Here is a 26,567-nt window from a genome sequence, read left to right as displayed (position 1 = left end):
TCAGCTTATATTTTCATGTTTGTACGAGACAGCCAGCGTCCCGTAGTTTTGTTCAGGTTCCCTAATCATGATACAATTACAAGGATGAAATAAACCCGAAAGAAGGGGACACTCACACGGATGCAAAATCAACAAACAAGAAAACTTACAAATGGCGCCATGATGGCCGCAGTGTTTACAGTGCTTTTGGCTGTCTCGGTTTATGTGCCTCTTTTAAATGTAATAACGACGCTCTTTTTGGCGCTTCCGGTTGCTTGGTACAGCGCGAAATATGATTGGAAGGCTTCTGCGCTTTTCGGTACGGTATGCCTATTTTTGGCGTTCATTATCGGGGGGCTGTTGTCCTTGCCGCTGGCGCTGATTCATGTGCCGCTTGGCGTCATGATCGGCTTGTCGATTTATTATGGCAAAAGCAAGCTCTTCATGTTCATGGGTTCAGGGGTAGTGCTCCTGCTTTCAGTGATGCTGCAGTACCTGGCTTCTATCTGGCTGTTCGGCATCAACGTCATCGAAGAAATGATGACGGCGATGGAAGCTTCCTATAAACAGACGAGCGCTATGATGGAAAAGTTCGGGGCACCGAACGAAGATTACGATGAGTTCATCAGCCAAATCATGTTCTCTTTCGAAACTTTATTGCCGGCGCTGCTTGTGCTGTCGGTATTTATGATCGTATGGATCTTGTTATTGCTTCTTTTGCCGATTTTAAAGCGGCTGGGCACGGACGTTCCGAAATTTCCACCTTTTCGGGATATGAAATTGCCGAAAAGTGTATTATGGTATTATTTAATCGTTTTGCTCGTCCCGCTGTTGTCCGATTTCCAGCCGGGGACCATGCCCTATATGATAATCATCAACGCATCCATCGTGCTGCAATTCCTGATGTTCCTGCAGGGCGTTTCGTTCTACCATTTCTACATCCATCAAGAAGGATGGCCGAAATGGGTGACGGTCCTTGTGAGCATTCTGGCTTTCCCGCTGTTGTCGTTTACGAGCATCGTCGGAATCGTCGACCTTGGATTCGATATCAGAGGCTGGGTGAAACGGGCACACGAGTTTAAAGGAAAATGAGGAGCTGAAACGAATGTCGGCTTTTTTTAGACAAAGAAAACTTCGGTATCCGCTCTTGGCGCTGCTCCTCTTAGGAGCGGCCGCAATCATTTTGATCACCCTTTGGTCCGAATGGGCCGCCGGCATTTTTACGTTATTGTTCGGCTTGGCTTTTACAGCTGCATGGGTGACAGAAAAACGGGTATATGAAGAAACTGAAAAACACATAGAGACCTTGTCCTACCGGATGAAAAAGGTCGGAGAAGAAGCGCTCCTCGAGATGCCGATTGGAATTCTCCTGGTCAATGAAAATTTTGATATTGAATGGGCAAATCCATATATGACATCGACTTTGGAGTACGATACGCTGATCGGCGAATCGCTTTACAGCTTATCGGATGAATTCCACACATTGGTGAAATCGGATGAAATAAAAGATATGACCGTCACGCTCGGCGAACGCAAATACAAGGTTTATTACCGGGCGGATGATCGTTTGTTCTATTTGTTCGACATTACCGAGCAAGTGGAAATCGAGACGCTGTATTACGCGGACCGCACTGTCATCGCCACTTTGTTCATTGATAATTACGATGAATTGTCGCAAGGCATGGATGATCAGACGCGAAGCAATTTGAATAGCCTGGTCACGTCGCTGGTCAATGAATGGGGAGCGAACCATGGCATTTTTGTCAAACGGATTTCGTCAGACCGCTTTCTTGCTGTATTCAATGAATCGATATTAAAAGACCTTGAGCTATCAAAATTTGCGATTCTCGATGATCTGCGCGAAGTGACGTCGAAAGACAATCTCGCTTTGACGCTGAGCATCGGCGTCGGCGCCGGTTCGGCATCGCTTGTCGAGCTTGGCAGCATGGCACAGTCCGGCCTGGACCTCGTCCTCGGCCGCGGCGGCGACCAAGTGGCCATCAAGCACCCAAGCGGAAAAGTGAAATTTTACGGAGGCAAGACCAATCCTGTCGAAAAACGCACCAGAGTGCGCGCACGCGTCATTTCACATGCGCTGCGCGACCTTATCCAGGAAAGTGACCAAGTCTTTGTCATGGGCCATAAAATGCCCGATATGGACGCAATCGGCGCAGCTGTCGGCGTTGCCAAAATGGCTGCGATGAATAAAGTCAAAGGACGCATTATCCTTGATTTCAATGAATACGACCGCAGCGTCATGCGCTTAATGGAAGAAATTGAAGAGGACGACGAGCTGTACGAGCGGTTTATCACGCCGGAAGAAGCGCTGGCGGATATGACAGAGAACTCTTTGCTTGTCATCGTCGATACACATAAGCCCTCTATGGTCATTGATGAGCGGCTGCTCCAGCGCATGGAGCGCGTCGTGCTGATCGATCACCACCGCAGAGGCGAAGAATTCATTACCAATACGCTGCTCGTCTATATGGAACCTTACGCATCGTCTACGGCGGAGCTGGTGACCGAATTGCTTGAGTACCAACCGAAGCACGAAAAGTTATCGATGCTTGAAGCGACAGCGATGCTTGCAGGCATCATTGTCGATACCAAAAGCTTTACGCTGCGGACAGGTTCGCGGACCTTTGAAGCGGCATCGTACTTGCGCTCGAATGGCGCGGATACCGTATTGGTCCAGCGTTTGCTGAAGGAAGATTTGGAAACATATATGGAACGCGCGAAAATCGTCGAAACCGTCGAGTTCGTCGAGGATGGCATCGCGATTGCCAGAGGCGAAGCGGGTAAAATCTACAGCCCGGTGCTGATCGCTCAAACCGCGGATATCCTGTTAACGATGAAAGACGTAAATGCATCGTTTGTCTTAGCAGAGCGATCGGAAGGCGGCGTCGGCATTTCAGCCCGTTCGCTGGGAGAAGTCAACGTCCAGATCGTTATGGAAAATATGGGCGGCGGCGGCCACTTGACGAACGCAGCGACCCAAATGCCGGATGCAACGATCGATGAAGCAATTGCCGAATTGAAACAAGTGATAATGGAACAATACGAGGGAGGCCAAACAGAATGAAAGTGATATTTTTAAAAGACGTTAAAGGCAAAGGCAAAAAAGGGGAAGTCAAAAACGTGGCGGATGGCTACGCGCATAACTTCCTGTTGAAGAATAATTTTGCGATTGAAGCGAATACGGCGGCCGTCAGCAAATTGGACGGCCAGAAGAAAAAAGAACAAAAAGAAGCTGCGGCTGAGTTGGAAGAAGCACAAAAGCTGAAAGCGACATTAGAAGCCCTGACCATCGAATTGACAGCGAAATCAGGCGAAGGCGGCCGTTTATTCGGTTCAATCACGACGAAGCAAGTGGCCAAGGAACTTGAAAAGGCACACGGCATCAAATTGGATAAACGCAAAATGGAATTGGACGATGCCATCCGCGCGCTCGGCTACACGAACGTTCCGGTTAAAGTCCATCAAGATGTTGTTGCTACGCTTAGAGTCCATGTAACAGAAGAAGCGTAAGGTGATGAACTCGATGAATGAAGCAATAGATCGCGTCCCGCCGCATAACCATGAAGCCGAACAATCGGTCATCGGCGCCATTTTCCTGGAACCACAGGCGTTGATCACGGTTGCAGAGATTGTAAATCCTGAGGATTTCTATCGCATTGCCCACCAGAAAATCTTCGATACGATGATCAATTTGTCCGACCACGGCAAAGCGATTGACGTGGTAACAGTGACAGAGGAATTGTCGGTCAAAAAAGAGCTGGAAGATGTTGGCGGCTTGTCGTATTTGGCGGAAATCGCCAATGCTGTCCCTACCGCAGCGAATGTCGTGCATTATGCACGCATCGTTGAAGAGAAAGCGCTGCTCCGGCGTTTGATCCGTGTAGCGACAACGATTGTCGAAGACGGCTTCACGCGTGAAGACGAAGTGGAAACGCTTCTCGCAGAAGCGGAAAAAAAGATGATGGAAGTATCGAGCCGGAAAAATGCTGGTGACTTTACCCACATCAAAGACGTTCTTGTAAGCACGTATGACAATATTGAATTGCTGCATACCCGCAAAGGCGATGTCACCGGAATCCCGACCGGCTTCCGTGACCTCGACAAAGTCACCGCTGGTTTCCAGCGCAATGACTTGATCATCGTGGCTGCACGGCCATCTGTCGGTAAGACGGCATTCGCGTTGAATGTCGCGCAGAATGTCGCCACAAAAACCGACGAGAACGTCGCTATCTTCAGCCTGGAGATGGGCGCTGAACAGCTCGTCATGCGTATGCTGTGTGCAGAAGGCAACATCGACGCGCAAGTACTCCGTACAGGGGCTTTGCAGACGGAAGACTGGCGCAAGCTGACGATGGCAATGGGCAGTTTGTCGAATGCCGGCATCTTCATCGATGACACGCCGGGCATCCGGGTCAACGACATCCGTGCCAAATGCCGCCGCTTGAAACAAGAGTACGGACTTGGCATGATTATGATCGATTACCTGCAGCTGATCCAGGGGCCTGGACGCTCGGGCGAAAACCGCCAGCAGGAAGTATCCGATATTTCCCGTTCATTGAAAGGGCTGGCGCGTGAACTTGAAGTGCCGGTCATCGCATTGTCGCAGCTATCGCGTGGAGTGGAACAGCGCCAGGATAAGCGGCCGATGATGTCGGATTTGCGAGAATCCGGATCAATTGAGCAGGATGCCGATATCGTTTCCTTCTTGTACCGGGAAGATTATTATGACAAAGAAACCGAAGACCAAAACATGATTGAAATCATCATCGCTAAGCAACGTAACGGCCCGACCGGTACGGTAAAACTGGCTTTCGTCAAAGAATACAATAAATTCGTCACCATCGACTGGAGCCAGCACGAATCCGGCGGAGACTTTTAAACACGAACATTAAATGTGAAGACACATTTATATGTTCGTGTTTTCTTCTGTTTATTATTGACTAAGGGTGATTTCGTTGATACAATGAAGACTGTTTGAAACAAGGGCATAAGCCTAACGGAGGTGCGGACGATGACATCAGTCGTAGTAGTAGGAACGCAATGGGGAGACGAAGGAAAAGGGAAAATCACTGATTTTCTATCTGAACACGCAGAAGTAATTGCGCGTTACCAAGGCGGAAATAACGCAGGACATACCATCATTTTCGGCGGAGAAACGTATAAATTGCATTTGATTCCATCAGGGATTTTCTATAAAGACAAAATTTCAGTAATCGGCAACGGCATGGTCGTAGATCCGAAAGCGCTTGTAAAAGAATTAAAAGGCCTTCATGAGCGTGGAGTGACAACTGAGAACCTGCGCATTTCAAACCGCGCACACGTTTTGTTGCCATACCACATCAAGCAGGATGAAGTGGAAGAAGCACGCCGCGGAGTAAATAAAATCGGAACAACGGGCAAAGGCATCGGCCCTGCTTATATGGACAAAGCAGCACGTGTCGGAATTCGCATGGCGGATTTGTTGGACCATGTTGTGTTCGAAGAAAAGCTGCGCATGAACTTAACAGAGAAAAACCGTCTGTTCGAGAAATTCTACGAGACAGAAGGATTCACTGTAGAAGAAATCATGGAGGAGTATTTTGCGTACGGACAGGAAATCGCGAAATACGTAACCGATACGTCAAAAGTGCTTAACGATGCAATCGATCACGGCCGCCGCGTATTGTTTGAAGGCGCGCAAGGGGTCATGCTCGATATCGACCAGGGTACATACCCATACGTTACATCTTCGAACCCGGTAGCGGGCGGCGTGACAATCGGAGCCGGCGTTGGGCCGACTACGATCCAACATGTCATCGGCGTCTGCAAAGCATATACATCCCGCGTCGGCGACGGACCGTTTCCGACCGAATTGTTTGACGAAGTGGGCAACCGGATCCGCGAAGTCGGCAAAGAATACGGCACGACAACAGGGCGCCCGCGCCGCATCGGCTGGTTCGACAGCGTCGTTGTCCGCCACGCGAGACGTGTCAGCGGATTGACAGACCTGACAGTCAACTCAATCGACGTATTGAGCGGACTGGATACGGTGAAAATCTGTACTGCTTACCGCCACAACGGCGAACTGATCACAGAATACCCGGCAAACTTGCGCATGCTAGCTGAATGCGAACCGGTATACGAAGAGCTTCCAGGCTGGTCTGAAGACGTAACAAGCTGCAAATCATTGGATGAACTTCCTGACAACGCACGCCATTACCTTGAGCGTATCGCGCAATTGACAGGCGTCCAGATTTCCATCTTTTCAGTAGGACCTGACCGCAACCAAACAAACATCGTCACAAGCGTGTGGCGCTAACGAATAAGATCCAAAGGAAAGAGCTGAAACGGCATCGTTTCAGCTCTTTCGGTTTAAAGAGCCGTTCGCAGAGGCGAACGGCTTTTCATATTCAGCTTTTGAACTTAGAATATGGATGGCACTAGCTAGCTAGTGCTGGTTAAAATTCGAGCAATGTCTGATGATTCTCTAATAGTGCATGTTAACTTCAAGACAGTGCCTGATAACCAAGAACTAACTCCTAATAATTGTTAACAGTAGAACCTTCTCTCAAAAACTAGACAGGCTCAACAAGAAACTACAGCAAGCTTTGTCTTGAAGCTCTTTGATCACAGAACTGGTTCATTATTAAGAACACCCTTTAAATGGAGCGAAAGGCGCTCGACTCCTGCGGGGACAGCACGAGCCGAAGACCCTGGACTGAGCAGAGCGAGGGAAGCGGCTGAGGCCGTGCCCGCGGAAAGCGTCTGCCTGAAGCGCAATGAAAAGAGTTAACAACGTCTTTTATCTTTTTCTTCGAAGAGCATTCCACTGGCGCAAATGAGCGTTTTGAAGTATCTTTAAAAGGTATTCTCAACAATCCATCAAAATATAAAGCTTCAAAGATCGGCCAGCAGCTTGGGCCGATCTTTTTCAATTCTCCGCTAATTATTTCCCGGGAAATAACCGCCGGGGAATGAGAGGTGCGAAACCTTCAAAACAGTGATAAAGTAAGGGTAGAAAAGAATGCATAGCGGAGGGAATTCCATATACAAAAGTTGGAATACGAAGGGGAGAAAATGATGAATAAGACGATTTTAGTTGTAGACGATGAAAAGCCGATTGCAGATATTCTGCAGTTTAATTTAAAAAAAGAAGGCTTCAATGTAGTGTGTGCTTATGACGGTGACGAAGCGGTCAAACTGGCTGAAGAACTTCAGCCGGATTTGATGCTTTTGGATATCATGCTGCCGAACCGCGATGGCATGGAAGTGTGCCGTGAGATCCGCAAGAAGTTTGATTTCCCGATCATCATGCTGACTGCCAAAGACTCGGAGATCGACAAAGTGTTAGGCCTTGAACTAGGAGCGGACGATTACGTTACGAAACCGTTCTCGACGCGCGAATTGATTGCGCGGGTAAAAGCGAACTTGCGCCGCCAGAACGTCGTGCCGCTTGAAGAAGGCGGACCCAATTCGAACGATATCGAAGTGGGCGTGCTGACGATTCAACCGGACGCTTATCTGGTCCAGAAACGCGATGAGACAATCGAATTGACGCACCGTGAATTTGAATTGCTGCATTACCTTGGCAAGCACATTGGCCAAGTGATGACGCGTGAACATTTGCTGCAGACGGTATGGGGATATGATTATTTCGGAGACGTCCGCACAGTGGATGTAACCATCCGCCGCCTGCGTGAAAAAATAGAAGACAATCCGAGCCACCCGGCCTGGATCGTAACCCGCAGAGGAGTAGGCTATTACTTGCGGAATCCTGAACAGGAGTAGGTTGAATGCATAAAGTAAGTTTTTTCAAATCGATTCACGTTAAGTTTGTGCTTATTTATATCCTGCTGATTTTATTGGCGATGCAAATCATCGGCCTTTACTTTGCCCAGCAGCTTGAAGAAACGCTGATTGATAACTTCAAAAGCTCGATTGAAGACCGCATGAACATTGTGGAGTTCAGTGTGCGGGAGGAATTGATCAAAGAACGGACGGATGAGGACTTGACCGCTGAGCAAAGCTTGCGGTCAGTCCTTAACGGCTTTAAATCGGACGATATCGACGAAATTCGCGTAATTGATTCACGCTACCGGATTTTGGCATCTTCTGCTGTGGAAAATCAGTCGCTTGTCGGCCAACGTTCGACGCACGACATTGTCATGCAGTCGATTGTCGGAGAAGCGGCTTATGACCGGAATTACGTCAATGCCCAAGCTGAGCGTATTTGGGTCCGCACTCAGCCGATTATGGCTGAAGGCGGCGAAGTGCTCGGCACTTTGTATATGGAAGCGGATATTGAAAATGTCTATAATCAGATGGACGATATCAACTCGATCCTGGCAGGCGGGACCGCCATCGCATTGGCGGTCACCGCAATTCTCGGCGTACTGGTCGCCCAGACGATCTCCAAACCGATTTCGGATATGCGGAGGCAGGCGCAGGCAATGGCCAAAGGGAATTTCTCGCGCAAAGTGCGCGTTTATGGGGACGATGAAATCGGCCAATTGGCGAAATCGTTCAATAACCTGACAAATCGGCTGCAGGAATCCCAGCAGTCTACGGAAAGCGAGCGACGCAAATTGGCGTCGGTACTGTCGAATATGACAGACGGCGTCCTATCGACCGATAGGCGCGGCCGTGTCATCCTCATCAACGACCCGGCGCTGCGCTTGCTCAATGTTTCACGTGAAACGGTTATCAACCGCCCGATCACCTCAGTCCTGAAACTGGATATGGAGTACACGTTTGAAGATTTGATTCACTTGAAAGAAGCCATTACACTCGATTTCAGCAAATACGATGAAAGCACGCTTCTGCGTACGAGTTTTTCGGTTATCCAGAAAGAGACTGGCTTCGTCAACGGCGTCATCGCTGTGCTGCACGACAATACCGAGCAAGAGAAAATCGATGTCGAGCGGCGCGAATTCGTGGCCAATGTTTCGCATGAGCTGCGTACGCCGCTGACGACGATGAGAAGCTACCTCGAAGCGTTGGCAGATGGTGCATGGGAAGACCCGAACTTGGCTCCAAACTTCTTGAATGTGACGCAGACTGAGACTGAGCGTATGATTCGCCTGGTCAACGATTTGTTGAAGCTTTCGAAAATGGATGCCAGCGAAACCGAGCTCAACAAAGAGATGGTCGAATTCGGCCGTTTCTTTAATCGCATCATTGACCGGTTCGAGATGTCGAAATCGCAGAAGCTCCGCTTCGAGCGTTATTTGCCGAAAGAGCAGTATTTTGTTGAAGTCGATCCGGATAAATTGACGCAAGTTATTGATAACATCATTTCCAACGCCTTGAAATATTCTCCGGAAGGCGGGAAAGTCCGCTTTGACATGACCGTTGAAGACGGCTTCTTGCTGATTCGTGTCAGCGATCAGGGCATGGGGATTCCGAAAGAAAACGTCGACCGCATTTTCGACCGTTTCTATCGCGTCGACCGCGCCCGCTCGCGTGCAATGGGCGGGACCGGACTGGGCTTGGCAATTTCAAAAGAAATGATCAACACCCATGGCGGCGCTATTTGGGCAGAAAGTGAATTTGGAAAAGGCACAACCATCTTCTTCACGCTGCCATTCGAAGAGGATGACGGAGGTGAGTGGGAATGAAATACGTTGAACAAATAAAAACGATCTTTTTATTCCTACTGATTTTCTTGAGCTTGGCGCTAACTTTTACCATCTGGACATTTACGCCGACATTCCCGCAAATTGAAAGTACACCGGCCACAGAAGTGGAGCTTGGAGCGAACAAGGACGTCGAAGAAGTGGTCCAGGCGACGAAAGTGCTTTACCACTCGGAAGAAGAAGCGAAAGGCACAACAAGCCAGCAGCAGATTGATTTGCTGCTGGATGTCATGAAGCAATGGCAAATCCATGATATTACGACGATTTCAGAAGATACACCGGTCAAGAAATTGGCTTCATTTATGCACGGGCCAGACCGCGCAACAATCTATTTCCCCGGCCCCGTGCCGTTCCCGGTCATCGATAGCATCCTGACCATCACAGATGACAGCATGCCGGAGGCGTCATTCGACCGCATTGTCGTTGCATGGGAAGAAGCGAGTGAGACGGATTTCATGTTGTATTTCATCAATTCCAAATCCGGTCGCGTGCACCAGGGCAATGTTTCGACCACAGAGCTGGAGAACTTGATGAACGCCGTTGTGGAACCGGCTTTCGGAAATTACTCAACCTACATCACCAGCAAAAAAGTCGGCGTGCTGCCGATTTACGTCCCGGAAAGCTCGGAGGTGCTGAACACTTACCGCTATCTGCAGGAAGACATTCCGGAACAGAAATTGGTTGACGGCCTGTTCGAAAATCCGGGCAGCGTGACGACGACTGGGGATTTAGTGAACCGGGAGTACAGCGATGAATCGGATGCCCTGATGAGCTTTGATGAAAATGCTAAAAGCGTCAATTACGTGCAGCCCCAAGCAGAAACAAATGACCCGGCCATCCCCTCCGAATTGATTTTTAAGACGGCGGATTTTATTAACAGCCACAGTGGCTGGACAAATGATTACCGGTATTTCGGCATGGAGCCGCTGAACCAGAAAATCGACTATCGCCTGTATCAGGATAATCTTCCGGTCTTCAGCCAGACATTCGAAACCGACCTTGAAGTTGTTTGGGGTGTGGAAGCTGAAATGGAAAAAGTATTCCGCTATAAGCGGCCCTATTATGTGCTGGAGTCGTTGGGCGCATCGGGTTCGCTGGAATTGCCTTCCGGCGCAGCTGTATTGCACGCCATTGAACATATGGACATCGAACCTAAAAGCGTTTCGGAAATCGTCCAGGGCTATTCAATGGCCCGTGATGAAAAAGAACCGGAGCGGCTGATCAGCCTGCAGCCTGCCTGGTATTACAAAGCGGATGGCGTTTGGACGCAGCTGCCAGCAGAAGTGTTAGGAGGCGATCCCTTTGGATTGGAATAAAACCAAATCCATTTTCATCATTGTCTTTGCCATACTGAACGTTTTCCTGTATTCGCTGTATCTTGACCGCTACAACGAATCGCAGAACGTCGTCTTTCTTGTCGAATCTTCCAACGAAGAAAAGCTGGAAGCCGATAAAATCAGCTATTCCAATCTTCCGGAAGGGGTGGAAAGCCAGCCATACGTAACCGGCAAGATGAAATCTTTTGTCGCAGCAGATGTTCCGGGTCCGGATTCCACAGGGGACGTGTCGAACGACAAATCCTTGGCAGTGAGATTCAATGAACCGATGCCGCTTGGAGAAAAAGTGAGTACAGAAGTGTTGCAGGAATTTGTGGACAAAACGGTCTACAGAGGCGACAATTACGTCCTCTGGCGAATTGATGAAAAAAATCGCCAAGCGGTCTTTTTCCAGGAAATCAGCGGCCAACCGCTTTATTACAGCGATGGCGGCAAGTTGACGGTTTACTGGAACGACAATGCAGAAGTGGTGAATTACGAACAGACGATTTTTGAGAATGTGGAAGAAAGCGAACAGCAGAAAACCTTGATTCCGGCTATCCAAGCGATTCATACGCTTTACCAGAAACGCCTGCTGCCGACGAATACGGAAATTGATTCGGCGGAAATCGGCTATTCGGAGTATGTGACCGTATCGGAAGAAACGCAAATGTTCTTGCCGACATGGCGCATCCAAGCGACGCTTGAAGACGGCACACCGCAAGAGTTTTTCGTTAACGCTGTGAAAGATGGCGTTATCGAGCTGAAGGAAAAGGAAGAGGAAGAACCTGCACAATAAGGAGTTTTTATTATGCGTTTTAGTGTATTAGCAAGCGGCTCTAAGGGCAACGCTATATATATAGAAAGCGGCAGCCAATCGTTCTTAGTCGATGCCGGACTGAGCGGACGCAAGCTGGAAGCCCTGTTTGCTTCAATCGGCAAAAGCATGAGCGATCTAGACGGCATCCTGGTTACGCACGAGCATAGCGACCACATCAAAGGGCTTGGCATTGTGGCGCGAAAGCATAAGGTGCCTGTATACGCCAATGCCAAGACCTGGACGGCAATGGACGGGCTCGTCGGCGCGATTCCCATTGAGCAGCGATTCCATTTTGACATGGAGACGGTGAAAACTTTCGGCGGGCTCGACATCGAGTCGTTCGGGGTGTCGCATGATGCTGCCGACCCGATGTTTTACGTATTCCATGAAAATGGCCGCAAGCTTTCGCTTATCACGGACACGGGCTATGTCAGCGACCGCATGAAAGGCATCATCCAGGCCTCGGACGCGTTCGTTTTCGAAAGCAACCACGACGTGGGCATGCTGCAGATGGGGCGCTATCCCTGGTCCGTTAAGCGGCGGATTTTAAGCGACGTGGGCCACGTATCGAATGAAGATGCAGCAGTCGCTATGAGCGAAGTGATGGCTGAAAAGCCGACGCGGATTTATTTGTCCCACTTAAGCGCGGATAACAATATGAAAGATCTGGCGCGCATGAGCGTCGAGCAGACCTTGCAGACAAAAGGCATTATTGTCGGCGAGTATGTCGATCTCCTGGACACAGACGCCAATATCCCGACCGAGCTTGTTATTGTATAGAGGAACCAAAAGGCTGCACCGAAACCCGGTGCAGCCTTTTTTCTGTTATAGCTGATATTCCGCCAAAAAGCTACGCTTGCCGCGGGCGAGCGCCAAGCCTCCTCAGTCACTTCGCTCCCTGCGGGGTCTCGGCTGTCTCGCTATCCCGCAGGCGTCTCCGCTTTTTGGCTCCATATCAGTTACAAGTGTCAGTGCATCTTTTAGAATTGAAAGATGAATTAATAACAAAAGTGATAGACATGTTCCAGTGATTCAAGATTTTTAGCGTCGAGCGACTAAGGGCCTGGCTTCCTGCGTGAGCCAATGAGATGGCCAAATGGAATTTGGACCATTTCATTTGCGACGAACTTGCGCAGGAGCAATCATCTTTGCCCCACCCGAAGCGTCAAAAGCGAGTGGCAACACGAATAATACACATTCTCCAATTTGTCTAGCGGCCAGCAGTTGCTGTGGCTTGCCAACGCCGGTTCGGATTCTTAAACTAAGGCTATACAACAGTAAAGAGCAGGAGAGGATGGGTGCAGTGGGATATTACAATCAGCCGCCAGAGGGTCGGCGCCGGCCTAGGCGCACGAGTTCGTTTCTAGCCGGACTGGCCGGAGTTGCTGTCGGGGCTTTGCTGGTTTGGTTTTTGTTTCAGTCGGTGCCGCAATTGATGCCGGGTGCAGGCAATAATAACGCAGGAAATGGGACAGGGAATAACGCAGGTGCCGGCCAGGAGGAGCGGCAGTCCGAATCCGTGTCGGTGGATGTGACGACCGATGTGACAGAAGCGGTGGATAGTGTGGCGGATGCGGTTGTCGGTGTGACGAACCTGCAGGAATCGTCCGATTTCTGGTCGCAGACCGAGCCGCAAGAGGCAGGGACAGGGTCTGGCGTTATTTATAAAAATGACAACGGACGGGCGTTTGTAGTGACGAACAACCACGTCATTGATGGCGCCAATAGCATCGAAGTGACGCTCGCAGACGGGACGAAGGTAGCGGCGACTCTTGTCGGGACAGATATTTGGACCGATCTCGCAGTCATTGAAATGGACGGCGCAGCTGTCCAGGATGTGGCGGAATTTGGCGACTCGGACGCATTGAAGCGCGGTGAACCGGTTATCGCGATCGGCAATCCGCTGGGTCTTGATTTTTCCGGTTCGGTGACGACGGGAGTAGTGTCCGGCAAGGATCGTGCCATTCCTGTCGACTTGGATGGCGATGGGACGGAAGACTGGCAAGCGGAAGTGCTGCAGACGGACGCAGCGATCAATCCAGGCAATAGCGGAGGTGCGCTGGTCAACCTCAGCGGCCAGCTGATCGGCATCAATTCGATGAAGATTGCCACGTCGAATGTCGAAGGAATCGGTTTTGCGATTCCGATCAATTCGGCAATCCCGGTTATTGAATCGATTGAAGAAAATGGCGAAATGATCCGTCCTGCAATGGGTGTGACCTTGATTGATTTGGCGCAAGTGCCGCAAGCACAGCGCGAGGAGACCTTAAGCCTTCCTGCAGAGGTCAAAGAAGGTGTTGTGGTCAATTCGGTGCTCGATGATTCAGCAGCTGCTAAGGCGGGCATGCAGCAGTTTGACGTCATCATCGAGTTGGACGGCAAAGCTGTGGGCGATTTGATCGAGCTTCGCAAGCATTTGTACAATACAAAGGAAATCGGCGACACGATGGCCGTCAAAGCCTACCGCAATGGGGAATTGATGGACTTTGAACTGGAGCTTGTCGATAATTCCGCTTTATAGCATTCAATAGAGATTTGGAAGCCCTTGCTTCCAGATCTTTTTTTGGGGCAGGAAATGGCGGGCCGGCGGCGAATAAAGGAAAAGACACGACATGATGTGGAGGGATTGGATGTTTAAAACATTGGATGATTTTTTCAAAGAATGGAAGGCCGAAGAACAAGCGACGCAGAAAGTTCTGGATGTGTTGACGGATGAGTCGTTGAGCCAGCCGGTCGCAGATGGCTACCGAACGCTTGGGCGACTCGCCTGGCATCTCGCGACGGCGCTCGATGAAATGGTTGGCCATACTGGCCTGCAGTTTTCAGCGGCGCGATTCGGCAATCCGGTGCCGGACACGGCGCAGGAAATTGCGGAAGCGTACCGTTTTTCCAACCAGTCGATGGTGATGGCGATGCGGGACAATTGGACAGATGACACTTTGGTGGAAGAACATAATATGTACGGCGAAATGTGGAGCGTCGCAACCATTTTGAAAGTGCTGATGACGCACCAAATCCACCACCGCGGACAAATGACAGTGCTGATGCGCCAAGCAGGTTTGAAAGTTCCCGGGATTTATGGCCCAGCAAAAGAAGATTGGGCAGCGATGGGAGCAGAGCCGCCGGAAGTATGAAAAAAGTCCACGATGCCAACCTGCGTATCGTGGACTTTTTCGTCCCTTTTTCTTGTGTATTGTTATTGTAAGTTTTGTAAACAATCCGACTGATTTTGATAAGCAATGTTCGTGAAAGCAAAAAAACGTCATGTGGATAACTTATTTCTATCATCGAAGGAAATAACTATCCACAGGGCTTTCGAAGCTTTGCTATTCCCGGGCTTTCACTTCTGTTAAAATAGGGTGTGGATAAACATGAACGAAATGTGTATAACTATGTAGAATATTCGGAAATCGAAAGGATTTGATAAAATGAAGATTTATTGCTGCAAAACCCATGTGGAGCATGCGTTAGACGTGTTCGTGGCAAAGACAGAAAGTTATCCGATTTTAACGGAATTGCCAGACGAAGAAAAGTTATCCACAAAGTGCGAATACTGCGAAGAGCCCGCGATGTATCTTGTGGCAAGTGAATGAGTCAACACAATATGTAGAAACACCTGTGGATATGTGTATAACATCTGGGGGTAACTTGTTTGTAAATTTTAAGTAAAGGGGGATAAGTTGTGAATATCTCAATTATCAGTGTCGGCAAACTAAAAGAGAAATACTTGAAAGCCGGCATTGAAGAATACACGAAACGGCTGGGAAGCTACACGAAGATCAATGAAATCGAAGTGGCGGACGAAAAAGCGCCCGAGCAATTGAGCGAGGCCGATATGGAAATTGTAAAGAGGAAGGAAGCCGACCGAATCCTGGCAAAAATTTCCCCAGATGCCTATGTTATCGCGTTGGCAATTGATGGCAAGATGAAGACTTCCGAAGGGCTGGCAAAAGACATCGAATCTCTCATGACTTACGGCCGCAGCAAGATCGTATTCGTCATCGGCGGCTCGCTTGGCCTCCACGATGAGGTATTGAAACGCGCCGATGAGAAATTGTCGTTCTCGAAAATGACGTTTCCCCATCAATTGATGAAATTGATCTTGGTGGAGCAGGTTTATCGGGCTTTTCGGATAATGAAGGGTGAACCTTATCATAAGTAAACTAAACTATGAAGGGACTCTAGCAGGTCCCTTTTATATTTATTAGCTGAAATAGAGCTTATCGACCAAATATGTAGCTGCTGTCCGAGCGTTATCCTAAAATCAAGGCCAATCCTGGTAGCATAAAAAAGGGGACAGGGACTGTGTCTTAAAACAAAGTCCTTGCCCCTAAATCTATTTATTTTAACGAGTAGCCGCCATCTACGACTATTTCTGCACCGTTTATATATGATGCTTTGTCTGATGCTAAGAATAGAACGACTTCTGCAATCTCACTGGGTTTCCCGTAACTTCCTCTAGGATGTCCCTTTGATTGTTTTTCATAATTCTCTATTCCGCCATATGCAGTAATGGCCAAATCGGTTTCTGTAGGGCCAGGGGATATGCAATTTACTCGGATTCCTACGTTAGCAAAGCGAAGTGCAGTGCTTTGCGTCATCGCGACAACCGCTGCTTTTGTCCCGCTATAAGCTGGCAGCATAGAATTGACCTTATGGTTTCCAAGGATGGCTGCATTATTAATAATGACTCCATTTTTTTGTTTATTCATTACAGCTAAAGAATATTTCATGTAGAGGAAGATCGCCGTTTGATTGACGGCAATCAACTGATTCCAGTCAGCCAGCTTTACCCGAGACAATGGCCCCATTCCTGTGGACAGAATACCGGCATTGTTGAATAGAATGTCAACATTGTGCCCATCATTTTCAAGTGCTTTAAAAAAGTTTTCGATTTCTTCCGCGTTTTCGTTTTGGACTTGGTAAAAATGAGCCTGCCCGCTGCATTCACTCTCTACCTGAGAGCCTTTGTCGCTATCTCTTCCAGTAAAATGAACGGCAGCCCCTTCTTTGCAAAAGAAACGAACCACTTCCTTGCCAATTCCATCCGTTCCACCATTAACAATGACTACTTTGTTTTCGAATATCATGAGATCCCCTCCGAACGTCATAGTAAAGTCATAGTGCATGTAATCAGTATATAACATTTGTATAACCATAGGAAATCCAGGTACTCACTGCCATTTGACTAAAGTTAATGTTTTATCCTATTCCAACATTAAAGTGAACCTTATCATAAGTAATAGGCGAGTTTCCCAAAATGAAAGGTCTTTTTTAAAGAAGAATTATAAATTCGAAAAGTGCCTCTAAGTTAAGAAAAGATATTACCACAGACACTACCTCTGGATTTTGAGAGAATGCGACAGGCAAAAGTCATTTATACTAATTCATAGGGAAGGTGCTGTAAGCATCTGACATATTATTTTAGGTTTATATTCGATTGGGAGGTGGACAAGTTTGAGAGGACTATTAAATCATGTTGAAATATATGTATCGGACCTGGAGAAAACGAGAGAATTTTGGGGATGGCTACTACCGAAACTAGGATATAAAGAGAAGCTTAATTTAGATGTAGGTATTATCAATTATGTTTTGGGTGAAACATATATTGTATTTGTTCAAACACAAGAAAGTTTTCTTGATATTTCCTATCACCGCTGCAGAGTTGGGCTAAATCATTTAGCATTTCATGGTGATGGGACAGCTTTTGTAGATGAAATCACCGAAGAATTAAGAAGAAGAGGAATAAAAATTTTATATGAAGAAAAACATCCTTATGCAGCAGGGCCTGATTATTATGCGGTCTTTTTTGAAGACCCGGATAGAATTAAAGTGGAAATTACGGCACATTAAGGAATCTAAATAAAAATAAACGATCTAAAAAACCTATGCTATTCTGTATAGGTTTTGTTTAAAGGAGTAACCATCTTTTACTGGAAGTTCAACAACTAAAAATTATTTTGAAACATTACAGTGAACTTTATCATAAGTAACTAAGATTTTATAAAAACAAAAAAAGCCAAGAACACCAAGCAAGATAGAAAAATTGCCTGGCATTCTTGGCTTTTGTAAATTCATGATAAAAAGAAAAAGTCTCATTAAACAAACAGAACTTTTCTGATCAAAAAATTATCGGGAAAGTAAAGATAACGAAGGCTGCCCAAATTCCGTAGACCGGCAAATATTTCGTAACGGCATCTTGGATGGTGGAAGGGCCGGTTTTATTTCGCAGAAAACGCAGATAGGAAAGCATGATCCAGATTAAATTGGCCCAAACCAGGATGTTTACGCCTAAAACCGCAAGGCGGTTGGGCGTAATGCCATAAGAAGTCAGCCTGAACATGATGGCGGATAAAGCGACGCTGTCGATGATCAGCGCCAGCACAATCAAGGCAACATTTACATAATCAGAGATGTTCTTTTTCTCGTCTGAGCCGCTTTCGGTAATGGAAAAGATGGTGACGGCCAGCACACCAAGAAGGATGCCGTTGAAGATTATCAGGAAATCACGGTCCAAAAATGGATTTTTCCCGAGCCAAATAATTGCGATGAGATAGGCTATTAATGTTGCCAGGACGAGCGGGCTGAAAATCTTCGCTATATACGGGGCAACATTTTTAGCGAGTTTCAGGTTCCGTGAAACCACGTATGCTGTCACGACAGCGAGAGCAGCAGCTCCAAATAAAACGATATTGCTGAAATAGAATTCTTCTATGTCTAAGCCAACAAAGCTGAATAACTGCGTAGTAACTGCCGCCAGCAGCATGCCGCTGATCGCCAAACTGGCGTAGAGCATAACGAAATTCAAATTGAATTTGAGATAGGCTACCCGGGTGCTGTCATTGCTGTATTTATTCCCAGCGAATGCAAGGCCAACCAATGCCCATAGGAATATGGGAAGGTGCAAGTAAGCAAGAATGATGCTGTCTGTATATTCTAAGGGCAGCATGTTGAGATAAACTCCTGAGATTAGGAATAGCAGCATAAGGAAGTACAGAACACTTTTTTTCGGTGGATTTTTATAGACAAAATAGGCGGCAATAAAGGGAAGTACGCAAAAAGCAAGGTTAATGGGGGCAATTGCCTGCAGTTCGACAAAATGGAAGATGATCCGGGTGCTTATGCCGGACAGAATTGCTAACATGCCCATGAATAAAAATTCCTTTTGAAGAAAGAAATTTTTATCTGTATTTGCCACCTCCTTGAAATGCAACCTTTCATACCAAACGGCAAGAACCGGTGAATCAGGATTTTGCTCGAAAGCTTGTACAAATGCATTTTTAAAAGCTTTTGGGTCTTCTCTGAACAATCTTTCCAGCGCGTTGGGATCAGCAATATTTTCGATAATCATATTGTAACTGTCCACAATTTTTACCTCCTCTTTTAATTGTCATTAATTAATGTTTTGGGTTTTATGAAAAGCAGCTCACATAGGTATCGTTTATATGATTTTAACAGATTATTTATTGATTAACAATAAATAATTGTCTATTATCATGATATTTTTGTTGTTTACGAATTAATTTAAAAAATAAAAAGCATTCATCTATCAAAGAATGCTTTAAAAATTTAACTGTTATTAGGGGGATTTTCAGTCGCAATGGGGTTCTTTGTAAAGATTTTAGGAATGGATTTAAGGCGATTATCGTATGTAGGAAAATGTATGTGAAGTAAAAATTGTGTTCTCTAAAATTAAAAACCTCATTAAAATATCACCATGGCCCTTATCATAAACCACCATGAAATTTTAATAGATATAATGTAAAGCGCCTACATTTATGTGGACGCTTTTTATTACAAATAAATTTTTATTTGTAAATTATTAGGACAATTTATGGTAGATAAGTGATATAATATAAAAAATATTTGCTACTGAAATATTTTCTATCAATCTCGGCCAAAATTTTTTATTGTGTTATTCCAATCGTACATTAGGAGAGAGCTGCAAATGGAGTCGGAAAAGAAGAGGGCTAGGTCTAACGCGAAACAATCAATTCGAAGATATTTGTTTCCAATTACATTAATTTCATCGATTTTGATTTCAGGGGCAGTCGGGTATACAGCTAGTCATGTAGCTGTCAATAATGGTTCTAGTGACTCAGCAGAGATAAACACCATGAAGAACCAAGTAACTGAGGCTAAGAAAGACTCAGTAAAAGTACTAGAAGCAGAAATACCAAAAATAATTAGCGATCTAGAAAAATATAATCAGGATATAAATTTGATAAGTAAAAATGTTAACTTTCTAAAAGAAAATTTAGATCCTGTAAAAGATGCAATAGGTAAATTTAATACAACTATTTCGGTCATAACGGGAGTCAACAATTTTGTAGATGTTCCTTTTGTAAGTAAAATGGAAAATGAGCTAGCTTTTGCACAAAGTAGGCTTGAAGATATTGATAATATATTACTTCATATGGAGAACTTAACAGTTATTCAAAAAGAGATGAATGATTCTCATCAAAAATTAAATTCATTATATGAAGAATATCAAGAGGAAAAAAGTGTTGAACAGTTACTTCTAATTGAACAAGAGTTAAACTCGAACTTGATTTATCAAATTGAAGATCTAAGAAATATTACTGTAGAAGCCCATGAAGTTTTTGAATTATCTTCAAGTATTTTAATTACCGTAAATAATGCTAAATCCTTTTTTAATTCCATACAGGAAAAGGGTGGAGCTGCACTAGATGCAATTCAGTTTTGGAAAGACAATGAAGAGGATATTAAAATTGAGACGAATATAAAAAAGGATTTAAAAAAGGATTTAGAAGCTTCTAAAGAAGAGATTAAAGATTTGCCTAATGAATTAGCTCAACAATCCAAGGACAGTATTACATCAATAAATAAAGTCCAAAAGGAGCTGCAGACTCTAAGAATAGCCGAAATGGTTATTGGTGAATGAAGAGCATATGGATAGATTCTTCTTTTAACTTTTTCCGTATACAGACGATTAGATTAAGGCGTCTCATAAGTTAAAATACGTATCTACTCGTTTTTCTTTTGGAATAAGACTCTTTAGAAAGAAGAAATAAGTATGGGAAAGGAAGGCGACGACTATGAAAATCATCATCTTTGGCGCAAGCGGCGGAGTAGGTCAATCCGCCGTGAAGCAGGCAGTAGAAAACGGTTTTGAGGTCACGGCATTCGTCCGGACACCAGCAAAGCTGGAAGTTGCCCATGAGAATTTAACGGTTATAAAAGGAGATGCCTATAATCCAGCAGAAGTTTCAGACGCAATTGCTGGCCATGATGCTGTCGTGTCGTGCTTAGGCTCGGATAAAGGGATGAAAAAATCGACGGCGCTCCAGGATATGCTGAAAAACATAGTCGCGGGCATGCAGGAGCATGGCGTGAAACGAATCATCTACACCGCTTCTGCAGGCGTCCATAATGAACTGATAGGCGTGAGCGGGAAACTGATGATGGGCATGTTGAAGAATGCCCTAGCCGATCACCGTGCTGCTGTAGATCATATTGAAGCGCATAGACTGACCTATACGATTGTCCGGCCGATGGGCTTGACCAACGGTCCTTTTACAGGCAAGTACCGAGAAGCTGCATCGGGTGTGCCGGAAAAATCCAAGACCATTCCCCGTGCGGATGTTGCACATCTCATTCTGAAAACATTGAACAATGCAGAATATGAAAACAGATCTATTGGAATTGCGACTTGAACCGCTGCAGAATTCTGCGTATGGTCCCGCTGATTTTTAGTTAGGTTTTTCAAGTTGAACTGACCCCCAAATGGTAGACACTTTAAAAAAAGTGACCCATTTGGGGTTTTTTCTGTTTTCAGACCCCGTTATACTAACTTTAGCTAACTTGGACGGGAGAAGATCAGAGGAGTAAAATCATATTCAATGAATACCAACAACAGGTCTTGGAGGCGAATCCCTATAAGCAACTGGCCAAAGCTACACAGGAACACGCGGTCTGTGGAACATGAGTCAGCAACTTCGAGAGAGAAACTTCAATACCAGCCTGATAAATTGGCTCAACAATCCAAAGATGCCATTACATCAATAAATACTGTTCAAAAGGAACTTCAGACGATAAAGATAGCTCAATAATCATTGGTGAATGAGGAGAGAGGGTGAAAGAGTCCATGATAAACGATGAAATGAAAGTAATCTTTGAATCCGAAAGATGCTACACAAGACGTTTTGCCGAAAGCGATCTGAATGATTTTGTATCATACCGCAACGATCCAGAATGGATGAAATTTCAATTCTTTAAAGGGTTATCGCGGGAGGAATACGAAGAGATCCTTTTGAAGAGAGCGACTGTGGACAGCGGCGCGCAGTTTGCGATCATCAGGAAAGATGATGAAATTCTCATCGGGGATGTCTTTATTAAAAGGGAAGCTGACACTTTCTGGATTGGCTATACCGTCAGCCCGTCCTTTAAAAGGCAGGGTTATGCATATGAAATAACCCAAGCAATGATCCAGTGGATCCAGCAGCAAGGCGAATTTAAGATTATGGCCGGAGCGGCGCCCGAAAATATTGCGTCGGTTCAGCTGCTGGAGAAATTGGGATTTGCGCAGGTGGATGAGGAGAACGGGGAATCCATTTTTTTATTGCGTCAACGTTCATAAGGCTCCATACAGAGGACTCCATTGAACAACAAAAAATAGTTTGAATTCCAATGATAACTTTTTAAGGAGGACTTAAAAATGATCGGAGAAACGGATTTAAAGTATTTACAGCGTTGTGTGGAATTGGCGGAAATAGCTTTGGACAAAGGCGACGAGCCATTCGGGTCCGTGCTGGTGTCAGCTGCCGGCGAAGTGCTGTTTGAAGACCATAACCACGTGGCGGGAGGTGATCATACGCAGCATCCCGAGTTTGCGATTGCGCGTTGGGCAGCAAATAACCTGTCAGCGGAAGAAAGAAGCAAGGCGACGGTTTACACATCGGGCGAGCATTGCCCGATGTGTGCGGCGGCGCATGGCTGGGTCGGTCTTGGCCGGATTGTCTACGCCAGTTCGTCGGAGCAGTTGTCGGGATGGATGAGTGAATTGGGTGCACCGCCTGCGCGAGTCCGCAACCTGGCCATTAGAGATGTCATCGTGAATGCAGAAGTGGCTGGCCCCGTGCCGGAACTGGCGGAGCAAGTGCATGAGCTCCATCGGCGGTTGCACGCGGCAAAGCGTTAAACCGGCCACTTCGTTGTTTTCTGTATCGTGATGTCTGTTTCATCCGAAATCTTGTTATACTGTAAGGGCACCAAAAGCTGAACAAAGCTTTGGTTGCTCTTTTTTTGTACATACCACGTATTTTGAATCAGGGAGTTGGAATTATAAATGAACAATAAAGATATCGCAGATATTCGCAAACGATTTAAGTTGGATACGGATTTATTGAAAATCGCTGAAATTTACAATGTCTACATCCAGCAGGAAAGCAGTGAGATCTTCCATGAGGAGGGCCGCTCGTTTTCCTTATTGGACCGTGAGCAGCAGGAGCTGTTCCTTGCCAATTTCAAGAAGGTCCTGGGCGGAAAAATGGATGTGAAGCTGTTTGAAGTGAAGTTCCAGCCGCAGGAAGAAGGACAGGCGGACCATACGCAGCGGCTCCTGTATGAAGGACTGGAGGCAGAGGACGCAGCTGAATGGAAAACGAATATGCAGCGCATCGCCTTGAAGATGGTGGAAGAGAAACCGTATGAAAAGGACATGGTAGTCACGTTCATCCGGGGGACTTATTTTAAAACGACGAAGCGCCAGGCGGATGAAACAGAAATCGATCTGCGCGATGAGGTGTACACGACGCCGTTCATCCTCTGTAGCATGAACGAGACGGAGCTGCCAAAAAGTTCGTTGGTGTTTGATTTTGTCGAAAAAGAATTCAAGTCGAATGTGCTAGTCGACCCGGTCATTAAATTGGCTTCGCCTGTCGGAGGCTTCCTATTTCCGAGTTTCACGGACAACGCCGCGGATATCCATCACATCGTCTATGCTTCGGGCAAAGCGAATAAACCGGATTTCCAGTTTATCGAAAATGTCTTGAACGGCAATGAAATCATGACGGCCGAAGAAGACAAAGCGGTGTTTGAGGAAATCGTCAAAGCCGTGATCGGCGACGAAGTGAATTCGCGGACGCTCGCCGGCCTTTATGATGAAATCAACATCATGCTGGAAGTGGAAAAAGAAGCGGAGAAAGAAGATGTGGAAACGCCGGTTTTGGATACGGTGGAAGTGACGCGTGTGCTGAAGGCGAGCGGCGTGAAAGATGTCAGCATCGAAAAAGTGGAACGGGCTTTTCAGCAGGTCGTTGAAGACCGAAGCTATGAAATGAAAGCCAGCCATGTCGTACCAAGCTACGCCTCGAAATCCATCAAAATCAGCACGAAAGTCGCGGAAATCAAGATCAGTCCGCAAGACTTACGTTACGTCAAAGAAGTCAATTACAACGGCAAGCGCTGCATTTTGATCGAAGTGGAAGAAGACACGATGATTGAAGGATTCAAGCTGCTTGCGGAAGAAGAGCTGGAATAGAAAAAGAAATAAACCTCATTTAGCCCTGTTGCAGGGAGCTAAATGAGGTTTTTCTTTTGGCTGGCAACAGAATCACGCCCACCACATCGCCCCAACCGATTCTTTCACCATCACCGGCTTTAAATTTTCCACCGCTTTGGTAAAGCCTTCGTTGATCGACATCAATCCGTCTTCGTGCTCGATGCTGACGACGTAATCGTAGCCATAGAGGCGCAGCGTGCTGATGATGTCGGCCCAAGTTTTTTGGTCATGGCCGAATCCGACTGTCCGGAAATACCAGGCGCGGTCTTTCATCTGGGAATAATCGGTCATGTCCGTCAAGCCGTTTCGGTTCATATTCGTTTGGTCGATGATGGTGTCTTTGGCGTGGAAATGGTGGATCGCGTTTTCGCGGCCCAGAATTTTGATGGCTTCCACCGGATTGATGCCTTGCCACCACATATGGCTCGGGTCCAGATTGGCGCCGATGTAAGGGCCGCATGCTTCGCGCAGCCGCAGCATTGTCGCCGGGGTGTGGACGGAAAATCCGCCATGCAGCTCCAAGCCGATTTTCACGTTGAGCGATTCCGCCAAGCTGTTTTTTTCTTTCCAGTAAGGGATCAGCTTCTCCTCCCATTGCCATTTGAGGACTTCCTGGAAATCGTGCGGCCAGGCGGCGACTGGCCAATTCGGATAAAGCGCGTTCTCGTGGTCGCCTGGACAGCCGGAAAACGTGTTGACGACCGGCACGTGCAGTTTCGATGCCAGTTGCATCGTCTTGATAAGCAATTCATCCGCTGGGCCCGCAACTTGTTTTTGCGGATGAAGCGGGTTGGCGTGGCAGCTGAGAGCGCTGATGATCAAGCCGGCATCTTCGATTTGCTGCAGAAACGCTTGCTGCTTTTCTTCATCGGCCAGCAATTCGTCCAATTTGCAATGGGCATCGCCCGGATAGCCGCCAGTGCCCAGTTCAATTGCCTCGATGCCTTTTGACGATACATAAGCCAACATATCTTCAAAGTTTCGATCGGAAAACAATACAGTAAAAACTCCCAGTTTCAAAAAATCCCCTCCTATCTAAATTTCTGAATATACTGTCATGTAAACCGTTACATTATTAACATATAGAAATAAAGCGTTAAAATCAACGTATTTCTAATAAAAAAATACTTATTGACAGATAATTCTGATTAATTTATTATGAAAATGTAATCGATTACATTTTGAAGCAAGAGTGTCGTGTCAGAAAGAAGGAAAGAATATGGCAAATATCCAACAAGTGGCTAAGCATGCAGGGGTTTCGGTGGCAACCGTCTCCAGAGTGCTCAATGGCCAAACGACAGTAGCAGCAAAAACCAAGCAGAAAGTAGAGGAGGCGATCCAATACTTAAATTACGAGCCGAGCATGCTGGGCCGGAACCTGCGGAATTCAGAAAGCCGCATTGTGCTGATTTTAATCCCGACTATTTCCAATCCGTTTTATTTTGAAATCATCAAAGGAATTGAAAATATGGCATTGAGCCAGAATTACAGCATTTTGCTATGCGAAACGGATTCGAAGCCAGAAAAAGAGGAAATCTATTTCGACTTGCTGCGGAAAAAGATGGCGGATGGCATTATTTCGATGGATCCGGCTGTAAACGTCGAGACCTTGAAAGAATTGGCTGAAAACTACGCCATCATCCAGTGCAGCGAATACGGCGGCGGTGTGGACATTCCTTACGTCACGATCGACAGCGAAGAAGCTTCTTACCGGGCCGTTAAGCACTTGATCCAAATCGGCCATCAAAAAATTGCGCTGATGAATTCCGACGAGAAATTCCTCTATGCCCGCGAGCGGCGGATGGGGTATGAGCGCGCGCTCCAGGAAACCGGCATTCCGCTGAATAAGGACTATATTTTTTATACGCAGGAATTGGGCTTTGAACAAGGGCAATTGGCGGTGAAAAAAATCCTCCATTTAAAAGACCGTCCGACAGCAGTGTTTGCTGTATCGGATTTATTGGCAATCGGGGCCTTGAAAGAAATAAAAGCCGCGGGGCTCCAAGTGCCGCAAGATATTGCCGTAGTCGGTTTCGATAAAATCGATTTCTCCAATATGACGAACCCGGCGCTGACGACAGTCGCCCAGCCGATGTATAAGATGGGGACCGTTGCTGCGCGGATGCTGATCGACAAGATACAAGGAAAACCCGTAGACAGCGTCGTCTTGGGCTTTGAATTGGTCATACGGGAATCGACTACCGGATAAGGCAGCTGAGGCCGGCGCTCTATGATTAAAGGGATTGATAATAGAGCGCTGGTCTTAGCTAAGAAAAAGATCGTGTGCAGTGAAGGGT

General features: G+C 46.5%; 24 protein-coding genes. 21 read left to right on the top strand and 3 right to left on the bottom strand.

The genetic code is table 11. The annotated features are described in order from the left end of the window. Nucleotides 1-120: 120 nt before the first annotated feature. From AC4EHB_RS10855 to rlmH, 14 genes are all read left to right on the top strand, one after another. Entirely contained in the window at nucleotides 121-1,071 is a 951-nt protein-coding gene (locus AC4EHB_RS10855; RefSeq protein WP_490981465.1) for a YybS family protein, read from the top strand. A 13-nt stretch (nucleotides 1,072-1,084) separates the two neighbouring features. Then, entirely contained in the window at nucleotides 1,085-3,061 is a 1,977-nt protein-coding gene (locus AC4EHB_RS10850) for a DHH family phosphoesterase (RefSeq protein ID WP_490975568.1), read from the top strand. Then, complete coding sequence (gene rplI / locus AC4EHB_RS10845; protein ID WP_490975567.1) at nucleotides 3,058-3,507, top strand: 50S ribosomal protein L9; 450 nt, start codon at nucleotides 3,058-3,060, stop codon at nucleotides 3,505-3,507. The genes AC4EHB_RS10850 and rplI overlap by 4 nt, the downstream gene beginning before the upstream one ends. A 13-nt stretch (nucleotides 3,508-3,520) precedes the next feature. Then, nucleotides 3,521-4,876 carry a replicative DNA helicase gene (dnaB, locus tag AC4EHB_RS10840; protein WP_135500517.1) on the top strand — a complete coding sequence of 452 codons (1,356 nt, stop codon included), beginning with the start codon at nucleotides 3,521-3,523 and terminating at the stop codon, nucleotides 4,874-4,876. 132 nt (nucleotides 4,877-5,008) lie between these two features. Beyond that, on the top strand, nucleotides 5,009-6,295 hold the full coding sequence (locus tag AC4EHB_RS10835; protein ID WP_490975566.1) for an adenylosuccinate synthase: 1,287 nt from the start codon (nucleotides 5,009-5,011) through the stop codon (nucleotides 6,293-6,295). A gap of 761 nt (nucleotides 6,296-7,056) precedes the next feature. Then, nucleotides 7,057-7,764, top strand: coding sequence for a response regulator YycF (gene yycF / locus AC4EHB_RS10830; protein WP_490975565.1), 708 nt, complete (start codon nucleotides 7,057-7,059; stop codon nucleotides 7,762-7,764). A 5-nt stretch (nucleotides 7,765-7,769) separates the two neighbouring features. Beyond that, nucleotides 7,770-9,593, top strand: coding sequence for a cell wall metabolism sensor histidine kinase WalK (gene walK / locus AC4EHB_RS10825; RefSeq protein WP_490975564.1), 1,824 nt, complete (start codon nucleotides 7,770-7,772; stop codon nucleotides 9,591-9,593). Beyond that, a complete protein-coding gene (locus tag AC4EHB_RS10820) occupies nucleotides 9,590-10,927 on the top strand; it encodes a YycH family regulatory protein (RefSeq protein WP_490981464.1) in 1,338 nt (445 codons plus the stop codon). Before walK ends, AC4EHB_RS10820 begins: the two co-directional genes overlap by 4 nt. Then, entirely contained in the window at nucleotides 10,914-11,726 is an 813-nt protein-coding gene (locus AC4EHB_RS10815; protein WP_490975562.1) for a two-component system regulatory protein YycI, read from the top strand. Before AC4EHB_RS10820 ends, AC4EHB_RS10815 begins: the two co-directional genes overlap by 14 nt. A 12-nt stretch (nucleotides 11,727-11,738) precedes the next feature. Continuing rightward, nucleotides 11,739-12,527: an MBL fold metallo-hydrolase gene (locus tag AC4EHB_RS10810; RefSeq protein WP_490981463.1), complete on the top strand. Its 789-nt coding sequence runs from the start codon at nucleotides 11,739-11,741 to the stop codon at nucleotides 12,525-12,527. Nucleotides 12,528-13,050: 523 nt separating this feature from the next. Then, a complete protein-coding gene (locus AC4EHB_RS10805) occupies nucleotides 13,051-14,268 on the top strand; it encodes a S1C family serine protease (RefSeq protein ID WP_490981517.1) in 1,218 nt (405 codons plus the stop codon). Nucleotides 14,269-14,377: 109 nt separating this feature from the next. Continuing rightward, complete coding sequence (locus tag AC4EHB_RS10800) at nucleotides 14,378-14,881, top strand: DinB family protein (RefSeq protein WP_490975560.1); 504 nt, start codon at nucleotides 14,378-14,380, stop codon at nucleotides 14,879-14,881. 294 nt (nucleotides 14,882-15,175) lie between these two features. Continuing rightward, complete coding sequence (locus AC4EHB_RS10795) at nucleotides 15,176-15,340, top strand: CxxH/CxxC protein (protein ID WP_490975559.1); 165 nt, start codon at nucleotides 15,176-15,178, stop codon at nucleotides 15,338-15,340. 89 nt (nucleotides 15,341-15,429) lie between these two features. After that, nucleotides 15,430-15,909 (top strand): 23S rRNA (pseudouridine(1915)-N(3))-methyltransferase RlmH, encoded by a 480-nt coding sequence (gene rlmH, locus AC4EHB_RS10790; RefSeq protein WP_490975558.1) that lies wholly within the window; start codon nucleotides 15,430-15,432, stop codon nucleotides 15,907-15,909. 178 nt (nucleotides 15,910-16,087) lie between these two features. Here rlmH and AC4EHB_RS10785 read toward each other — a convergent pair whose 3' ends face one another. Then, nucleotides 16,088-16,837 carry an SDR family NAD(P)-dependent oxidoreductase gene (locus tag AC4EHB_RS10785; protein ID WP_490981462.1) on the bottom strand — a complete coding sequence of 250 codons (750 nt, stop codon included), beginning with the start codon at nucleotides 16,835-16,837 and terminating at the stop codon, nucleotides 16,088-16,090. 367 nt (nucleotides 16,838-17,204) lie between these two features. Here AC4EHB_RS10785 and AC4EHB_RS10780 point away from each other — a divergent pair, with 367 nt between their 5' ends. After that, nucleotides 17,205-17,600, top strand: coding sequence for a VOC family protein (locus AC4EHB_RS10780; protein WP_490981461.1), 396 nt, complete (start codon nucleotides 17,205-17,207; stop codon nucleotides 17,598-17,600). Nucleotides 17,601-17,868: 268 nt separating this feature from the next. Here AC4EHB_RS10780 and AC4EHB_RS10775 read toward each other — a convergent pair whose 3' ends face one another. After that, the gene (locus AC4EHB_RS10775; protein WP_490981460.1) at nucleotides 17,869-19,113 is read right to left on the bottom strand and encodes a DUF4153 domain-containing protein; all 1,245 of its coding nucleotides are present in this window, start codon (nucleotides 19,111-19,113) and stop codon (nucleotides 17,869-17,871) included. A 582-nt stretch (nucleotides 19,114-19,695) separates the two neighbouring features. Between AC4EHB_RS10775 and AC4EHB_RS10770 the strand changes: the two genes are divergently transcribed. The 5 genes from AC4EHB_RS10770 to AC4EHB_RS10750 all read left to right on the top strand — a co-directional run bounded on the left by AC4EHB_RS10770 (nucleotide 19,696) and on the right by AC4EHB_RS10750 (nucleotide 24,249). Further along, nucleotides 19,696-20,652: a hypothetical protein gene (locus AC4EHB_RS10770; RefSeq protein ID WP_490981459.1), complete on the top strand. Its 957-nt coding sequence runs from the start codon at nucleotides 19,696-19,698 to the stop codon at nucleotides 20,650-20,652. Between the two features lie 154 nt (nucleotides 20,653-20,806). Beyond that, nucleotides 20,807-21,424, top strand: coding sequence for an NAD(P)-dependent oxidoreductase (locus tag AC4EHB_RS10765; protein WP_490981458.1), 618 nt, complete (start codon nucleotides 20,807-20,809; stop codon nucleotides 21,422-21,424). Nucleotides 21,425-21,855: 431 nt separating this feature from the next. Further along, nucleotides 21,856-22,347: a GNAT family N-acetyltransferase gene (locus AC4EHB_RS10760; RefSeq protein ID WP_490981457.1), complete on the top strand. Its 492-nt coding sequence runs from the start codon at nucleotides 21,856-21,858 to the stop codon at nucleotides 22,345-22,347. 78 nt (nucleotides 22,348-22,425) lie between these two features. Further along, nucleotides 22,426-22,908, top strand: coding sequence for a nucleoside deaminase (locus AC4EHB_RS10755; RefSeq protein ID WP_490981456.1), 483 nt, complete (start codon nucleotides 22,426-22,428; stop codon nucleotides 22,906-22,908). 147 nt (nucleotides 22,909-23,055) lie between these two features. Continuing rightward, nucleotides 23,056-24,249, top strand: a complete 1,194-nt coding sequence (locus AC4EHB_RS10750; RefSeq protein WP_490975551.1) for a DUF4317 domain-containing protein — start codon at nucleotides 23,056-23,058, stop codon at nucleotides 24,247-24,249. Between the two features lie 72 nt (nucleotides 24,250-24,321). Here the strand turns inward: AC4EHB_RS10750 and AC4EHB_RS10745 are convergent, their stop codons facing one another. Next, nucleotides 24,322-25,290 carry a sugar phosphate isomerase/epimerase family protein gene (locus AC4EHB_RS10745; RefSeq protein ID WP_490981455.1) on the bottom strand — a complete coding sequence of 323 codons (969 nt, stop codon included), beginning with the start codon at nucleotides 25,288-25,290 and terminating at the stop codon, nucleotides 24,322-24,324. Nucleotides 25,291-25,489: 199 nt separating this feature from the next. On the opposite strand from AC4EHB_RS10745, the gene AC4EHB_RS10740 reads away from it, so the two are divergent. After that, entirely contained in the window at nucleotides 25,490-26,479 is a 990-nt protein-coding gene (locus AC4EHB_RS10740; RefSeq protein WP_490975549.1) for a LacI family DNA-binding transcriptional regulator, read from the top strand. The last annotated feature ends 88 nt before the right edge of the window (nucleotides 26,480-26,567 follow it).

This window comes from Planococcus sp. TJ-302 (assembly GCF_058268455.1).
The sequence above is the reverse complement of the archived record's forward strand: the minus strand, read 5'-3'. Positions and strand labels throughout refer to the sequence as shown.

Excerpts from the sequence above, each read along its gene's own strand:
- AC4EHB_RS10855 (WP_490981465.1), top strand. The coding sequence starts at position 121 with ATGCAAAATCAACAAACAAGAAAACTTACAAATGGCGCCATGATGGCC.
- AC4EHB_RS10850 (WP_490975568.1), top strand. The coding sequence starts at position 1,085 with ATGTCGGCTTTTTTTAGACAAAGAAAACTTCGGTATCCGCTCTTGGCG.
- rplI (WP_490975567.1), top strand. The coding sequence starts at position 3,058 with ATGAAAGTGATATTTTTAAAAGACGTTAAAGGCAAAGGCAAAAAAGGG.
- dnaB (WP_135500517.1), top strand. The coding sequence starts at position 3,521 with ATGAATGAAGCAATAGATCGCGTCCCGCCGCATAACCATGAAGCCGAA.
- AC4EHB_RS10835 (WP_490975566.1), top strand. The coding sequence starts at position 5,009 with ATGACATCAGTCGTAGTAGTAGGAACGCAATGGGGAGACGAAGGAAAA.
- yycF (WP_490975565.1), top strand. The coding sequence starts at position 7,057 with ATGAATAAGACGATTTTAGTTGTAGACGATGAAAAGCCGATTGCAGAT.
- walK (WP_490975564.1), top strand. The coding sequence starts at position 7,770 with ATGCATAAAGTAAGTTTTTTCAAATCGATTCACGTTAAGTTTGTGCTT.
- AC4EHB_RS10820 (WP_490981464.1), top strand. The coding sequence starts at position 9,590 with ATGAAATACGTTGAACAAATAAAAACGATCTTTTTATTCCTACTGATT.
- AC4EHB_RS10810 (WP_490981463.1), top strand. The coding sequence starts at position 11,739 with ATGCGTTTTAGTGTATTAGCAAGCGGCTCTAAGGGCAACGCTATATAT.
- AC4EHB_RS10800 (WP_490975560.1), top strand. The coding sequence starts at position 14,378 with ATGTTTAAAACATTGGATGATTTTTTCAAAGAATGGAAGGCCGAAGAA.
- AC4EHB_RS10795 (WP_490975559.1), top strand. The coding sequence starts at position 15,176 with ATGAAGATTTATTGCTGCAAAACCCATGTGGAGCATGCGTTAGACGTG.
- AC4EHB_RS10785 (WP_490981462.1), bottom strand. The coding sequence starts at position 16,837 with ATGATATTCGAAAACAAAGTAGTCATTGTTAATGGTGGAACGGATGGA.
- AC4EHB_RS10770 (WP_490981459.1), top strand. The coding sequence starts at position 19,696 with ATGGAGTCGGAAAAGAAGAGGGCTAGGTCTAACGCGAAACAATCAATT.
- AC4EHB_RS10765 (WP_490981458.1), top strand. The coding sequence starts at position 20,807 with ATGAAAATCATCATCTTTGGCGCAAGCGGCGGAGTAGGTCAATCCGCC.
- AC4EHB_RS10760 (WP_490981457.1), top strand. The coding sequence starts at position 21,856 with ATGATAAACGATGAAATGAAAGTAATCTTTGAATCCGAAAGATGCTAC.
- AC4EHB_RS10755 (WP_490981456.1), top strand. The coding sequence starts at position 22,426 with ATGATCGGAGAAACGGATTTAAAGTATTTACAGCGTTGTGTGGAATTG.
- AC4EHB_RS10750 (WP_490975551.1), top strand. The coding sequence starts at position 23,056 with ATGAACAATAAAGATATCGCAGATATTCGCAAACGATTTAAGTTGGAT.
- AC4EHB_RS10740 (WP_490975549.1), top strand. The coding sequence starts at position 25,490 with ATGGCAAATATCCAACAAGTGGCTAAGCATGCAGGGGTTTCGGTGGCA.